Raw genomic sequence first — 13,551 nt, 5'->3', positions numbered from 1 at the left:
TCGCGTGCCTCCAATGACAAAAGACACTCAGGAACAAGGACGATGAGTCATCCCTCGCAATTCACCTTGCTCGGCAAGCGGCGTTTCCTGCCGTTCTTCGTCACCCAGTTACTGGGTGCCTTCAACGACAACCTGTTCAAGCAGTCGTTGATCCTGGCCATTCTGTTCAAGCTCAGCTTGGGCGACGGCGATCGATCGATCTGGGTCAACCTCTGCGCGCTGCTGTTCATCCTGCCGTTCTTTCTGTTCTCGGCGCTGGGCGGGCAGTTTGGCGAGAAGTTCGCCAAGGACGCGCTGATCCGCGCGATCAAGCTGGCCGAGATCGTCATCATGGCGGTCGGCGCCATCGGCTTCGTCACCAACCACCTCACGCTGATGCTGGTGGCGCTGTTCGGCATGGGCACCCACTCGGCGCTGTTCGGCCCGGTGAAATACTCGATCCTGCCCCAGGCCCTGCGTGAAGAAGAGCTGGTGGGGGGCAACGGCCTGGTGGAGATGGGCACCTTCCTCGCCATCCTGGTCGGCACCATTGGCGCCGGGGTAATGATGGCCAATGACAGCTATGCCACGGTGGTGGCCGGTGGCGTGGTCGGCACCGCCGTGCTCGGCTACCTGGCCAGCCGCTGGATTCCTCGGGCCGCGGCAGCGTCGCCGCAGATGGCGCTGGACTGGAACATCTTCAAGCAGTCGTGGGTGATCCTGCGCATGGGCCTGGGGCAGACCCCGGCAGTGTCGCGCTCGATCGTCGGCAACTCGTGGTTCTGGTTCGTCGGCGCCATCTACCTGACGCAGATCCCGACTTACGCCCAGGAGTGGCTGCACGGCGACGAGACTGCCGTGACCTTGGTGCTGACCCTGTTCTCGGTCGGTATCGCCGTCGGCTCGCTACTGTGCGAACGCCTCAGTGGGCGCAAGGTGGAAATCGGCCTGGTGCCGTTCGGCTCGTTTGGGTTGACCTTGTTCGGCCTGCTCTGGTGGTGGCATTCAGGTGACGTACCGGCCGGCGCCCAGCCGCACGACTGGCTGGCGCTGCTGGGCATGCACCAGGCCTGGTGGATCCTGGTGTCGATCGTTGGCCTCGGCGTGTTCGGCGGCTTCTACATCGTGCCGCTGTACGCGCTGATCCAGGCGCGCACTGCCGAAGACCAGCGGGCACGGGTAATAGCCTCCAACAACATTCTCAATGCGCTGTTCATGGTGGTCTCGGCGATCTTCACCATTGTCCTGCTGAGCGTGCTCAAGCTGAGCATCCCGCAGCTGTTCCTGGTGGTGTCGCTGCTGAACGTGCTGGTCAATGCCTACATCTTCAGGATCGTGCCCGAGTTCACCATGCGCTTCCTGATCTGGATGCTCAGCCATTCGATGTACCGCGTGCAGCACCGCGACCTTGAACGCATCCCCGATGAAGGCGCAGCGCTGCTGGTGTGCAACCATGTGTCGTTCGTCGATGCACTGCTGCTGGGCGGGGCGATCCGTCGGCCGATCCGCTTCGTCATGTATTACAAGATCTACAACCTGCCGGTGCTCAACTTCGTGTTCCGCACGGCGGGTGCCATTCCGATTGCCGGGCGCAACGAAGACCAGGCCACTTATGATCGGGCCTTTGCGCGTATCGCCGAGTACCTGGCAGACGGTGAGCTGGTGTGTATCTTCCCGGAAGGCAAATTGACCGGAGATGGCGAAATCGACGTGTTCAAGGGAGGCGTCAGCCGCATCCTCGAAGAAACCCCGGTGCCGGTGATTCCGCTGGCGCTGCAGGGCCTGTGGGGGAGTTTCTTCAGTCGCGACCCGGCCAAGGGCTTCTTCAAGCGCCTGTGGTCGCGGGTGACCATCGTGGCTGGCGCCGCCATCCCGGTGGAGGCGGCGCAGCCAGAGGCCTTGCGTGAGCAGGTCAGCCGCTTGCGCGGTGGCCTGCGCTGAGCAGGGTTATCAGCTGGCGCTGACTTTCAGGCCGATCAGGCCGGTAATGATCAGCGCCACGCTGACCAGCCGTATCAGGGCCATCGACTCGCCGAACAGGATGATCCCGGCGATCACCGTGCCGACGGCGCCGACGCCGGTCCAGATGGCATAGGCGGTGCCCAGCGGCAGTTCCTTCATGGCAAGGCCCAGCAGGCCCAGGCTGATGGCCATGGCGGCGACGGTGAGTACGGTCGGGAGCGGTTTGCTGAAGCCGTCGGTGTACTTCAGGCCGACGGCCCAGCCGACCTCGAACAGGCCGGCGAAGAACAGGATGATCCAGGACATGATGCTTCTCCATCGTTGCGAATGATGGGGCCGTCCCCGGAATGGTCACGCGGTGCGTCGTGAGGTCGTCCTCACAGTGGCGATCAGGGTACACATCAATGCCTGGCTGGCTCAACCTCTGCAGCCTCGGCCGAAGGTTCTTCCATCCGCCGGAAGCAGGTCGACAGCAGTGCTCCGGAGATGTTGTGCCAGACGCTGAACAGCGCGCTCGGCACCGCTGCCAGCGGCGAGAAATGCGCTGCCGCCAGCGCCGCGCCCAGCCCCGAGTTCTGCATGCCCACCTCCAGCGCCAGCGACTTGCGCTGGGCCAGCGGCAAGTTGCAGAGCCGGCCGGTGAGGTAGCCCAGCAGATAACCAAAGGTGTTGTGCAGCACCACGACCGCCATGATCAGCAAACCGGATTCGGCGATCTTGGCCTGGCTGGCCGCCACCACCGCACAGACGATCATCACGATGCTCACCACCGACACCAGCGGCAGCACCTGCACCGCCATCTGCACCCGCGCACCCAGCAAGCGCTGCGCCAGCACGCCGAGGACGATCGGCAGCATCACCAGCTGCAGGATCGACCAGAACATGTCCATGAAGGACACTGGCAGCCAGGCCGAGGCCAGGAACCAGATCAGTGCCGGGGTCAGCAGCGGGGCGAGGAGGGTGGTTACCGCGGCGATCGCCACTGCCAGCGCCAGGTCGCCCTTGGACAGCCAGACCATCACGTTCGACGCCGTGCCGCTCGGGCAGCAGCCGACCAGGATCACGCCCACGGCGATTTCCGCCGGCAGGTGGAACAGCTGGCACAGCAGCCAGGCCATGCCCGGCATGATCACGAAGTGCGCCACCACGCCCAGGGCCACACGCCAGGGCTGGCGGGCGAGGGCGGCGAAGTCGTCGAGCTTGAGGGTCAGCCCCATGCCGAACATCACCAGGCCCAGCAGCGGCACGATGGCGACCTTGAGGGCGATGAACCACTGGGGCATCAGGAAGGCCAGCACGGCGAACACCAGCACCCACAGGGCAAAGGTGTTGCCGACGAAGCGGCTGAGAGCGGCGAGGGCACGCATGGGGCAATTCCTTTTCTATTTATAGCTTTATGAATTTCATGGGGCCTCTTCGCGGGCACGCCCGCTCCCACAGATACGCCACAGAATCTGAAAACTGTGGCGTACCTGTGGGAGCGGGCGTGCCCGCGAAGAGGCCGGTCCTGGCCACAACAAAACCAGCCAGCACCGGTATTTCAAACCGAATCAGACCCCTTGAGGAATCTCCTCGCCACCGAGCACTTCGAACAGCGCCGGCAGGAATTCGGCAAAGGTCATCATCATCAGCTGGAAGCTGGCATCGAACTGCTGCGCGGCCTCTTCGCCACCGTCCTGTTCGGCCTGTTCCTGCAGCAGCTCTTCGAACTTCAAGCGCTTGATCACCATCTTGTCGTCAAGCACGAACGACAGCTTGTCCTGCCAGGCCAGGGCAAGCTGGGTAACCACCTTGCCGGTGCTCAGGTGCAGCTGGATCTCCTCGCTGGTCAGGTCCTGACGCTTGCAGCGCACGATGCCGCCGTCTTCGGCGGTGTCCCGCAGTTCGCACTCGTCCAGCACGTAGAAGCCTTCGGCAGCCTGTTGCGACTTGACCCAGTCGGTCATGGTCGCAGTGGGTGCGATCTTCACGGTCACCGGGCGCACCGGCAGCGAACCCATCACTTCGCGCAGGGTCGACAGCAGGTCTTCGGCGCGCTTGGCGCTGGCCGAGTTGACCAGGATCATCCCCAGGCGCGGGGCGATGGCGGCGAAGATCATCGAGCGGCGGATGAACGCGCGCGGCAGGAAGGCCTGGATGATCTCGTCCTTGATCTGGTCGCGCTCTTTCTTGTAGACCTTGCGCATTTGCTCGGTCTCGATCTCTTCGACCTTCTCTTTCACGGCATCGTTGACCACGCTGCTCGGCAGGATGCGTTCTTCCTTGCGCGCGGCAACCAGCAGGAATTCGCCGCTGACGTGCACCAGGGGAGCATCTTCACCCTTGCCGAACGGCGCGATGAAACCGTAGGTGGTCAGCTCCTGGCTGGCGCAGGCGCGGGCTGGCTTGGTGGCCAGCGCGGCTTCCAGCGCTTCAGGCTCGAACGGTACTTCCTGGGTCAGGCGGTAGGACAGCAGGTTCTTGAACCACATGGGGGGCAATCTCTCCTTAATGCATAAGGCGGGCATTATTCTCCGAGCAGTGCTCCGAGGCCAACCCTGTCAGAGGGCCAGCAGGCCCGATAACGGAGGAAAAGCCCCGGCTGCGCTAGGTCTTTGAAAGGCTTGGAGTTTTTTTTGAAAAAAAATAAAAAAATGCTTGCCAGGGTTACAGCCCCTCCGTAGAATGCGCGCCACACCGAGACGAAGGGTGATTAGCTCAGCCGGGAGAGCATCTGCCTTACAAGCAGAGGGTCGGCGGTTCGATCCCGTCATCACCCACCACTCGATGTATAGCGCAGCGGTAGTTCAGTCGGTTAGAATACCGGCCTGTCACGCCGGGGGTCGCGGGTTCGAGTCCCGTCCGCTGCGCCATATTCCACTTCCTGGGCCCACTGAACACCCGGAAGTAACAAACAAAGCGACCTTAGGGTCGCTTTTTTTGTGCCTGAAATTTGCGCTGGATGATTTTGCAAAAAAGTTGCTTCAATGGCTTGCCAGGCTGCTGGTTCATCCGTAGAATGCGCGCCTCACCGAGACGAATGGGTGATTAGCTCAGCCGGGAGAGCATCTGCCTTACAAGCAGAGGGTCGGCGGTTCGATCCCGTCATCACCCACCACTCGTTGATTAGCGCAGCGGTAGTTCAGTCGGTTAGAATACCGGCCTGTCACGCCGGGGGTCGCGGGTTCGAGTCCCGTCCGCTGCGCCATATTCCGCTTCCAGGGCCCACTGAACACCCGGAAGCCACAAAAAAAGCGACCTTAGGTCGCTTTTTTTGTTTGAGCGCTTACCGGCTACGCTCTTCATCCCGCAATGTCAGCACCTCGACCCCATCCTCAGTCACCGCCACCGTATGTTCCCACTGTGCCGACAGGCAGTGGTCGCGGGTGATCACCGTCCAGCCATCTTTCAGCGTCCGCGTCCCGCGCCCACCCTGGTTGATCATCGGCTCGATGGTGAACACCATGCCCGGTTGCAACTTCATGCCCATGCCACGCAGGCCGAAATGCAGCACCTCGGGCCCTTCATGCATCTGCTGGCCAATGCCATGGCCGCAGTATTCGCGTACCACGCTGTAGCCAGCCGCTTCGGCATGAGCCTGGATGGCATGGCCGATGTCACCCAGCGTCGCCCCAGGGCGTACCTGCCCGATGCCTTCCCATAGCGCCTCATAGGTAATGTCGACCAACCGCTGTGCGTCTTCGCTGATTGGCCCGATGCTGTACATCTTCGACGAGTCGGCAATGTAACCGCCCTGTTCGAGGGTGATGTCGACATTGATGATCGAGCCTTGCTTCAGCACTTCATCGACTTTGGGGATGCCATGGCAGACCACATGGTCCACCGAGGTGTTGAGCGAGTAGGGGAAGCCGTACTGGCCCTTGCTCGCCGGGCGTGCCTTAAGGGTATCGACGATGAATGCCTCGGCGCGGTCGTTGATCTGCATCGTCGTCACGCCGGGGCGGATGAAGCTGTCGAGTTCGGCGAACACCTGGGCCAACAGCCGGCCGGCATTGCGCATCAGTTCGAGTTGGGCAGGGGTCTTGAGGATCACCTTGGACATGGAATGCGGGCTGTAGCTCTTGCTGGTAAGTGCCCCAGCATAGCGCCATGGGCCTTGTTGCTGCCACCGCATGGTGCGGTTGCCTGTACCGGCCTCTTCGCGGGCACGCCTGCTCCCACAGGACCTCCACAGGTTTGAAGACTGCGCAGTACCTGTGGGAGCGGGCGTGCCCGCGAAAGGGCCGGTACAGCTGGCCCACAAATTGCTGACTGACTGCTATCCAGGGCTATCAACGTCGACAGCCCAGAAACCTCACGACAAAGGCGCCGTGTTGCCCCGCTTGCTTTGCAAGCCCGGGCAGCCGGCGCCTTTTTGCGTTCCAGAAAGGGGAGACCGCCCATGGCCACAAGCGAAGTACGCAGCGTATGCCCCTACTGTGGCGTCGGTTGCGGCATCGTCATGAGCATCAAGGACGGCAAGGTCAGCAAGATCAGCGGCGACAAGCAGCACCCGAGCAACTTCGGCCGCCTGTGTACCAAAGGCCTCACCGCACACCTGCCACTGACCGCCGCCGGGCGCATGGAGCACGCCTTCGTCCGCCAGCAACGCAGCCAGCAGCCGGCGCGCAGCAGCATGGACCAGGCCATTGCCCAGGCCGGCGAGCGCCTGCGCGCTATCATCGACCAACACGGTGCGGACGCCGTGGCGCTGTATGTGTCCGGGCAGATGTCGCTGGAAGCCCAGTACCTGGCCAACAAGCTGGCCAAGGGCTTTATCCGCACGCGACATATCGAGTCCAACTCACGGCTGTGCATGGCCAGTGCCGGCAGCGGCTACAAGTTGTCGCTCGGCGCCGACGGCCCGCCCGGCAGCTACCAGGATTTCGAACGTGCCGAGGTGTTCCTGATGATCGGCGCGAACATGGCTGACTGCCATCCGGTGCTGTTCCTGCGCCTGCTGGACCGGCTCAAGGCCGGGGCCAGACTCATCGTGGTGGATCCACGGCGCACCGCCACGGCCGACAAGGCCGACCTGTTCCTGCAACTGCGCCCCGGCAGTGACATGGCGCTGCTCAACGGCCTGCTGCACCTGCTGCACCACAACGGCCACACCGACCCCGCGTTCATCGCCCGTTACACCGAAGGCTGGGACGAGCTGCCGGCCTTCCTCGACGATTACACCCCGGCGCGGGTAGCCGCCATCACTGGCTTGAGCGAAGCCGACATCCGCCGGGCTGCAGAATGGATCGGCACCGCCGGGGAGTGGATGAGCTGCTGGACCATGGGCCTCAACCAGAGCGTCCACGGCACCTGGCACAGCAACGCCTTGTGTAACTTGCACCTGGCCACCGGCGCCATCTGCCGCCCCGGCAGCGGGCCTTTTTCGCTGACCGGCCAACCCAATGCCATGGGCGGCCGCGAAATGGGCTACATGGGCCCGGGCCTGCCGGGCCAGCGTTCGGCGCTGGTGGCGGCGGACCGCGCCTTCGTCGAGCAGCAATGGCGCCTGCAACCGGGCAGCCTGCGCAGCGAAGCGGGTGAGGGCACGATCGCGCTGTTCGAGCAGATGAAGGCCGGCGAGGTGAAAGCCTGCTGGGTGATCTGCAGCAATCCGGTGGCCAGCGTCGCCAACCGGCAACAAGTGATCGACGGCCTGCGCCAGGCCGAGCTGGTAATCACCCAGGACGCTTTTCTCGACACCGAAACCAACCGCTACGCCGATATCCTCCTGCCCGCCGCGCTGTGGGCCGAAGGCGAGGGCGTGATGATCAATAGCGAACGCAACCTGACGCTGATGCCTCAGGCAGTTCAGGCGCCCGGCCAAAGCCTGGCGGACTGGCAGATCATTGCCCGGGTCGCCTGCGCCATGGGCTACGCCGAGGCCTTCGATTACCCGGATGCCGAGGCGGTATACGAAGAGATTCGGCGTTTCTGGAACCCGGCAACCGGCTATGACCTGCGCGGCATCGGCTATGAGCAGTTGCGCCAAAGCCCACGGCAATGGCCCTGTGCACCGGGTTGCGAAGATGACCGCAGCCCGCTGCGTTACCTCAACGACGGCAGCAGCCAGCCTCTGTTGCGCGATGCGCAAGGCAATGCGCCTGCCCTGGCATTCCCCACCGCCAGCGGCAAGGCGCGCTTCTTCACCCGGCCCTGGCTGCCGGCGCCCGAACTGCCCGACGCCGACTACCCGCTGGTGCTCAATACCGGCCGCGTGCAGCATCAGTGGCACACCCTGACCAAGACTGGCAAGGTGCCGGCGCTGAACAGGCTGGAGCCTGGGCCCTTCGTTGAAATCCATCCTGATGATGCCGCCCGCCTGGGCATCGTAGACAAGGATCAGGTCGCCATTCGCTCACGTCGCGGCCAGGCCGTGCTGCCGGCGCGCATCAGCGACCGGGTCATGCCCGGCAACTGCTTTGCGCCGTTCCACTGGAACGACCTGATCGGCGAGCAGCTGGCGATCAATGCCGTTACTTGCGATGCAGTCGATCCACTGTCGCTTCAGCCGGCATTCAAACATTGCGCCGTGGCCCTGGAGCGGGTCGCCAGTGCGCGCATCGATGCCCTGGAGCTGAACGGCGCTGTTATGCAGCCCGCCCAGCCAGTCGCAACGCCAGGCCTCGGCGGGCCGCGCCACCAGTTGCTGTGGGCTTCGCAGACGGGCACTGGCGAAGCGCTTGCCGAGCGCTGTGCCGAGCACCTGCGTGGTGCTGGCCTGGCGGTGCAGCTCAGTTGCATGGCAGCGGTCGACCCCCGGCAGCTGCAAGGCGCCGCCAGTGTGGTGCTGATCACCAGCACCTTCGGTGACGGTGATGCGCCCGACAGCGCCACGGCGTTCTGGCAGGCCCTGCAAGGTGAGCAGGGCGCTTGCTGCGCGGAGCTGCCGTATGCCGTGCTGGCCTTGGGTGATTCCAGCTACGAGCAGTTCTGTGGATTTGGCCGCAAGCTCGACCAGCGCCTGGCCGAACTGGGCGGGCGCCGCTTGTTGCAGCGGGTCGATTGCGAACCGGATTTCGATGAGGCCTTCGCCGCTTGGCTCGAAGCCCTGCTGGCGGAGCTCGGTTGCGCCAGCTCGCCACCACCGGCCAGCCAGTCGGCGCCAGTCGCGGGTTACAACAAGCAGCAACCGTGGTTGGCCCCGCTGCTGGAAAATCAGCTGCTCAACGGTCCGGGTGCCAGCAAGGAAACCCGCCAACTGGTGTTCGACCTGTCCGGCAGCGGTTTGACCTATGCCGCCGGCGATGCCCTGGGCGTGTGGCCGCGCAACTGTCCGGCACTGGTCGACGAACTGCTGGCGCTGACGCAGCTCGATGGCCAGGCGGTGGTGGAACTGAAGGGGCAGCCGCTGATGCCACTGGTCGAGGCTCTGGAAACCCGTCTGGAGATTGCCAAGGTCACGCCGCAGCAACTGCAGGTTTTCAGCGCGCATTACGCCGAGCTGCAGCACCTGCTGCAACCCGAGTGCAAGGCGCAACTGCAGGATTGGCTGTGGGGCCGGCAGTTGGTCGACGTGCTGCGGGCGTTCCCTCAGCAGTTGCCGCTGGCCACCTGGCTCGATCTGCTCAAGCCGCTGCAGCCGCGCCTGTATTCGATCAGCTCAAGCCCATTGGCTCATCCGGACCAGGTACACCTGACCGTTTCCACGGTGCGCTATGGCGAGCGCAAGGGTGTGTGCTCCACCTTCCTCGCCGATCGGGCGCAGTCACTGAAGGTGGCGATCTTCCCGCAGGTATCGAAGCACTTCCGCCTGCCCGAGGACAACGACGTGCCAGTGATCATGGTCGGTCCCGGCACCGGCATCGCGCCGTTCCGTGCCTTCCTCGAAGAACGTGAGGCACAGGGTGCCAAAGGCGGGAACTGGCTGTTCTTCGGCGAACAGTATGCGGCCACGGATTTCTACTATCAGGAGCAGCTTCAGGCCTGGCAGGCGAGCGGGCATCTGCGCCTGGACACGGCGTTCTCGCGGGACCAGGCCGAGAAGGTCTATGTGCAGCAGCGCATGCTCGAACAGGGTGCGCAGCTGTGGCAGTGGCTGGAGGCGGGGGCGTACTTCTATGTGTGTGGCGATGCGCAGCGCATGGCCAAGGATGTGGATGCGGCCTTGCGTGAAGTCATTGCCGTGCACGGAGGGGTGGATGCCGATGCTTATGTCGAGGCGTTGAGCAAGGCCAAGCGGTACCGGCGCGATGTGTATTGATGTGCTCCAGGATGGGGAGTGCTGCACTTGAAATGTGCATTGGCTGTGCTGGCCTCTTCGCGGGCAAGCCCGCTCCCCCAGGTTCACCTCGCTGCTGAACCCTGTGCGGTCCCTGTAGGAGCGGGCTTGCCCGCGAAGAGGCCAGTACAGGCAACCCAATTGGCACAGTCCCTGCTTTATCCCTGATACAACAAAGCCCACTGATCAACGGCGATCAACCCGGGCCACCCACCGTGATGAATACAGGCAAAGGCGCCTGGAGCTTCGGCTCCAGGCGCTTTTTTTTTTGATCGAGGATCGGCTTATGAAGGCAACAGCGAGCAGGCAACGAGAGCGACTGGTCATCGTCGGCAACGGCATGGTCGGCCACCACTGCGTGCAGCAGCTGGTCGAACGCGGCGCCCTTGAGCGGTTCGAGCTGCACGTGTTCGGTGAAGAACGTCAACGTGCCTACGACCGCGTGCACCTGTCGGAGTACTTCGCCGGCAGCTGTGCCGAGACCCTGGCCCTGTGCGGGCCGGACTACTACGGCAACAGCGGCGTGCACCTGCACCTGGGCGAAGCGGTGCTGGAGATCGACCGCGAACGCTGCGAGGTGGTGACTGCCGAGGGCCGCTACGGTTATGACCAGTTGGTCCTGGCCACCGGTTCCTACCCGTTCGTGCCGCCGATCGAAGGCTCCAGCGGCAACGCCCGCCTGGTCTACCGCACCCTCGACGACCTCGATGCCATTCGCGCCGCTGCCGGCCAGGCGCGCCGCGGCGTGGTGGTCGGTGGCGGCCTGCTCGGTCTGGAAGCCGCCAACGCGCTGAAGTCCCTCGGCCTGGAAGCACACGTGGTGGAGTTTGCCCCCCGGCTGATGCCGGTGCAGCTGGACGGCGAGGGCGGCGCCGCGCTCAAGGCGCAGATCGAAGCGCTGGGTGTGGGCGTGCACCTGTCGCGTGCCACCCAGTCGATCAGCGCGGGAGAAGCCTACCGCTACCGCATGAATTTCGATGGCGGCGAGCACCTGGAAACCGACCTGATCGTGTTCTCTGCCGGCATCCGCCCACAGGATGCCCTCGGCCGAGCCTGCGGCCTGGAGATCGCTGCACGCGGTGGCGTGGTGATCGACAACCACTGCCGCAGCAGCGACCCACGCATCTTCGCCATAGGCGAATGCGCCTCGTGGAACGGCAGCGTGTTCGGCCTGGTCGCCCCAGGCTACAGCATGGCGCGCAACCTGGCGGCGTTGCTGATGGGCGAAGCTGCCAACGCATTCACTGGCGCCGACATGTCGACCAAGCTCAAGCTGCTGGGCGTGGATGTCGGCTCCATCGGCGATGCCCACGGCGCCACGCCGGGTTCGCGCAGCTACCGCTTCATCGACGAGGCCAACAGCGCCTATCGCCGGCTGGTGGTGGATGCCAGCGGCAAGCACGTGCTCGGCGCAGTGCTGGTGGGCGACAACAGTTACTACGACACTTTGCTGCAATACGCCCAGAACGGCATTTCCCTGCCGGCCGACCCGGCAGCGCTGATCCTGCCGCAGAGTGGCGGTGCGCCTGCGCTCGGTGCCGATGCGCTGCCCGACAGCGCGACCATCTGCTCGTGCCACAACGTCAGCAAGGGTGCAGTGTGCGCGGCCATCGACAGTGGCTGCGGCGACCTGGCTGCGGTCAAGGGCTGCACCAAGGCCGGCACCGGCTGTGGCGGTTGCGCGGCGCTGCTCAAGCAGGTGTTCGAGCACGAACTCACTGCCCGCGGCGTGACGGTCGACAAGAGCCTGTGCGAACACTTCGCCTACACCCGTCAAGAGCTCTACGGGCTGGTGCGCGTGGAGGGTATCCGCACCTTCAACGAACTGCTCGAACGCCACGGCAAGGGCCATGTCGGCTGCGACATCTGCAAGCCGGCGGTGGGCTCGATCCTCGCCTCGTGCTGGAACCAGCCGATCATGGACCCGGCGCTGGTGCCGCTGCAGGACACCAACGACACCTTCATGGCCAACATGCAGAAGAACGGCACCTATTCGGTGGTGCCGCGCATTCCGGGCGGCGAGATCACCCCCGACAAGCTGATCGTGATCGGCCAGGTGGCGAAAAAGTACGACCTCTACACCAAGATCACCGGCGGCCAGCGCATCGACCTGTTCGGCGCTCAACTGCACGAGCTGCCGCTGATCTGGGGCGAACTGATCGCAGCCGGCTTCGAGACCGGCCATGCCTACGGCAAGTCGACGCGCACGGTCAAATCCTGCGTGGGCAGCACCTGGTGCCGTTACGGCGTGCAGGACAGCGTCGCCATGGCCCTTCGCCTGGAGGACCGCTACAAGGGCCTGCGCAGCCCGCACAAACTCAAGTTTGCTGTCTCTGGCTGCACCCGCGAGTGCGCCGAGGCGCAGAGCAAGGACATCGGCGTGATCGCCACCGACAAGGGCTGGAACCTGTACATCTGCGGCAACGGCGGCATGCGCCCGCGCCACGCCGAACTGTTCGCCACCGACCTGGACGACGAAACCCTGGTGCGCCTGATCGACCGCGTGCTGATGTTCTACATCCGCACGGCCGACAAGCTGCAGCGTACTTCGGTCTGGCGCGAAAGCCTGGAAGGCGGCCTGGACTACCTCAAGCAGGTGATCCTCGACGACAGCCTGGGCCTGGCGGCCGAGCTGGAGGCGCAGATGCAGCATGTGGTCGACCAGTATGAATGCGAATGGGCCAACGCCCTCAACGACCCCGAGAAGCTCAAGCGCTTCCGCACCTTCGTCAACGACAAGCGCGCCGACCCGGACGTGCACTTCGTGCGCGAGCGTGAACAACGCCGGCCGGCTGCAGCGCTGCACCTGATCCCAACCGTCGAGGAGGCTGTCTGATGAACCTGTCCAATGCTGCTGTGAAGACCCAAGAGAACTGGCAGGCGGTGTGCCAGGCTGATGACTTGGTGGCCGACTCTGGCGTGGTGGTGTGGCTTGATGGCGCGCAAGTGGCGCTGTTCTACCTGCCCGAGCTGGAGCAGAGCCTGTACGCGGTCGACAACCGTGATCCGCGGTCGGGGGCCAATATCATCGGTCGCGGGCTGGTGGGTAGCTTGCAGGGCGAACTGGTGGTGGCGGCGCCGTTGTACAAGCAGCACTTCAGCCTTGAAAGTGGGGCGTGCCTGGAAGATGCAGGGCAGCGGCTGCGGGTGTGGCCGGTGCGGTTGAATGGTGGGGCGGTGGAACTGGCGCTGGCCTGACATGCTTGCATCGCCATTACCGGCCCTTTCGCGGGCCCGCCCGCTCCCACAGGTACTGCGCAACCCTTAGGCATTGTGCGATCCCTGTGGGAGATTCTATGGTTTTCAGCAAGCCAGTTTCCCGCCTTTGGTGACGTATTCGTCCTGATTTTTCATCAGGGCGAATGCCACCCGCGCGAGCTTTCTTGCCAGGATTACCAGAGCTTGGGTTG

General features: G+C 64.1%; 8 protein-coding genes, 4 tRNA genes and 1 pseudogene. 8 read left to right on the top strand and 5 right to left on the bottom strand.

Going from position 1 to position 13,551, the window contains the following annotated elements; genetic code table 11:
- Nucleotides 1-42 precede the first annotated feature (42 nt).
- Nucleotides 43-1,920 carry an MFS transporter gene (locus CQW31_RS28310; RefSeq protein ID WP_054887037.1) on the top strand — a complete coding sequence of 626 codons (1,878 nt, stop codon included), beginning with the start codon at nucleotides 43-45 and terminating at the stop codon, nucleotides 1,918-1,920.
- 9 nt (nucleotides 1,921-1,929) lie between these two features.
- On the opposite strand, the gene sugE is transcribed toward CQW31_RS28310, so the two are convergent.
- The 3 genes from sugE to rdgC all read right to left on the bottom strand — a co-directional run bounded on the left by sugE (nucleotide 1,930) and on the right by rdgC (nucleotide 4,412).
- Nucleotides 1,930-2,247 (bottom strand): quaternary ammonium compound efflux SMR transporter SugE, encoded by a 318-nt coding sequence (gene sugE / locus CQW31_RS28305; RefSeq protein WP_099815955.1) that lies wholly within the window; start codon nucleotides 2,245-2,247, stop codon nucleotides 1,930-1,932.
- Nucleotides 2,248-2,342: 95 nt separating this feature from the next.
- A complete protein-coding gene (locus tag CQW31_RS28300; protein WP_054887035.1) occupies nucleotides 2,343-3,308 on the bottom strand; it encodes a bile acid:sodium symporter family protein in 966 nt (321 codons plus the stop codon).
- 183 nt (nucleotides 3,309-3,491) lie between these two features.
- Nucleotides 3,492-4,412, bottom strand: a complete 921-nt coding sequence (gene rdgC, locus CQW31_RS28295; protein WP_099815954.1) for a recombination-associated protein RdgC — start codon at nucleotides 4,410-4,412, stop codon at nucleotides 3,492-3,494.
- Between the two features lie 215 nt (nucleotides 4,413-4,627).
- On the opposite strand from rdgC, the gene CQW31_RS28290 reads away from it, so the two are divergent.
- The 4 genes from CQW31_RS28290 to CQW31_RS28275 all read left to right on the top strand — a co-directional run bounded on the left by CQW31_RS28290 (nucleotide 4,628) and on the right by CQW31_RS28275 (nucleotide 5,128).
- Nucleotides 4,628-4,703: transfer RNA gene (locus tag CQW31_RS28290), tRNA-Val, on the top strand.
- A 13-nt stretch (nucleotides 4,704-4,716) separates the two neighbouring features.
- Nucleotides 4,717-4,793: transfer RNA gene (locus tag CQW31_RS28285), tRNA-Asp, on the top strand.
- Nucleotides 4,794-4,962: 169 nt separating this feature from the next.
- Nucleotides 4,963-5,038: transfer RNA gene (locus CQW31_RS28280), tRNA-Val, on the top strand.
- Nucleotides 5,039-5,051: 13 nt separating this feature from the next.
- Nucleotides 5,052-5,128, top strand: a tRNA-Asp gene (locus CQW31_RS28275).
- Nucleotides 5,129-5,206: 78 nt separating this feature from the next.
- Here the strand turns inward: CQW31_RS28275 and map are convergent.
- Nucleotides 5,207-5,983 carry a type I methionyl aminopeptidase gene (map, locus tag CQW31_RS28270; RefSeq protein ID WP_054887168.1) on the bottom strand — a complete coding sequence of 259 codons (777 nt, stop codon included), beginning with the start codon at nucleotides 5,981-5,983 and terminating at the stop codon, nucleotides 5,207-5,209.
- A gap of 339 nt (nucleotides 5,984-6,322) precedes the next feature.
- Between map and CQW31_RS28265 the strand changes: the two genes are divergently transcribed.
- The 3 genes from CQW31_RS28265 to nirD all read left to right on the top strand — a co-directional run bounded on the left by CQW31_RS28265 (nucleotide 6,323) and on the right by nirD (nucleotide 13,339).
- Nucleotides 6,323-10,123, top strand: coding sequence for a bifunctional nitrate reductase/sulfite reductase flavoprotein subunit alpha (locus CQW31_RS28265; RefSeq protein WP_054887166.1), 3,801 nt, complete (start codon nucleotides 6,323-6,325; stop codon nucleotides 10,121-10,123).
- 304 nt (nucleotides 10,124-10,427) lie between these two features.
- Entirely contained in the window at nucleotides 10,428-12,977 is a 2,550-nt protein-coding gene (gene nirB, locus CQW31_RS28260) for a nitrite reductase large subunit NirB (RefSeq protein ID WP_099815953.1), read from the top strand.
- On the top strand, nucleotides 12,977-13,339 hold the full coding sequence (gene nirD, locus CQW31_RS28255) for a nitrite reductase small subunit NirD (RefSeq protein ID WP_099815952.1): 363 nt from the start codon (nucleotides 12,977-12,979) through the stop codon (nucleotides 13,337-13,339). Before nirB ends, nirD begins: the two co-directional genes overlap by 1 nt.
- 105 nt (nucleotides 13,340-13,444) lie before the next feature.
- Here the strand turns inward: nirD and CQW31_RS31870 are convergent.
- Nucleotides 13,445-13,551, bottom strand: a pseudogene (locus CQW31_RS31870) (IS110 family transposase); the annotation flags it as partial.

Source organism: Pseudomonas sp. 382 (genome assembly GCF_002759075.1).
Lineage (GTDB): Bacteria > Pseudomonadota > Gammaproteobacteria > Pseudomonadales > Pseudomonadaceae > Aquipseudomonas > Aquipseudomonas vlassakiae.
The sequence above is the reverse complement of the archived record's forward strand: the minus strand, read 5'-3'. Positions and strand labels throughout refer to the sequence as shown.

Coding starts and splice junctions, on each gene's coding strand:
- CQW31_RS28310 (WP_054887037.1), top strand. CDS start 43: ATGAGTCATCCCTCGCAATTCACCTTGCTCGGCAAGCGGCGTTTCCTG.
- sugE (WP_099815955.1), bottom strand. CDS start 2,247: ATGTCCTGGATCATCCTGTTCTTCGCCGGCCTGTTCGAGGTCGGCTGG.
- CQW31_RS28300 (WP_054887035.1), bottom strand. CDS start 3,308: ATGCGTGCCCTCGCCGCTCTCAGCCGCTTCGTCGGCAACACCTTTGCC.
- rdgC (WP_099815954.1), bottom strand. CDS start 4,412: ATGTGGTTCAAGAACCTGCTGTCCTACCGCCTGACCCAGGAAGTACCG.
- map (WP_054887168.1), bottom strand. CDS start 5,983: ATGTCCAAGGTGATCCTCAAGACCCCTGCCCAACTCGAACTGATGCGC.
- CQW31_RS28265 (WP_054887166.1), top strand. CDS start 6,323: ATGGCCACAAGCGAAGTACGCAGCGTATGCCCCTACTGTGGCGTCGGT.
- nirB (WP_099815953.1), top strand. CDS start 10,428: ATGAAGGCAACAGCGAGCAGGCAACGAGAGCGACTGGTCATCGTCGGC.
- nirD (WP_099815952.1), top strand. CDS start 12,977: ATGAACCTGTCCAATGCTGCTGTGAAGACCCAAGAGAACTGGCAGGCG.